The sequence below is a fragment of the Geobacillus sp. LYN3 genome (assembly GCF_003064505.1).
Taxonomy (GTDB): domain Bacteria; phylum Bacillota; class Bacilli; order Bacillales; family Anoxybacillaceae; genus Parageobacillus_B; species Parageobacillus_B toebii.
Genome location: NZ_QCWL01000001.1, coordinates 91,056 through 91,604, shown reverse-complemented (window position 1 = coordinate 91,604; position 549 = coordinate 91,056).

The following is a 549-nucleotide window of genomic DNA, read 5'->3' as shown; positions in this document are numbered from 1 at the left end:
ATTTCAAAGTTTTTCGTCAAAATAGGGATTTTCAAATTATCCACAGTTGGTAAAATTTTCCAGTTACTTTCCTTCTAAAATTTTTAAAAACTAGTCCTATTAATGCGATTTTTCTATAAAGTTGTGGATAACTTGCTTTTTACTCCCTATTCATCACACCCTTCTGCTATAATAGAATTGTTAGGTATATGTAAACCTAACCTGTATTTTTTTACATTTTTTCAAATCCTCGACTGTTATAATGCGGGTTCGGATCGCTTCTAACAGCTTCGAGGATATTTCTTTTGCTGACTTTTTCAGCTGCTTCAAAAGTTTTGACCCATATTTATATAGTTGAACAAGGATATCAGCTATTTGAACAAGTAAGTAATGATTTTTCATTTTTTTGTAATTATGACAATTCACATGTTCAATTTCATACCAACCATTTTTCTTTTTTTTTTAACCCTCATTTTCTATTTTCCAGCGTCTTCGACCTGCCTGAACAAGTATTTCTGCATTCCTTTCAGTTATTCGAAAGTTTGTAATAAACAGAAACTCCTGTTTTTT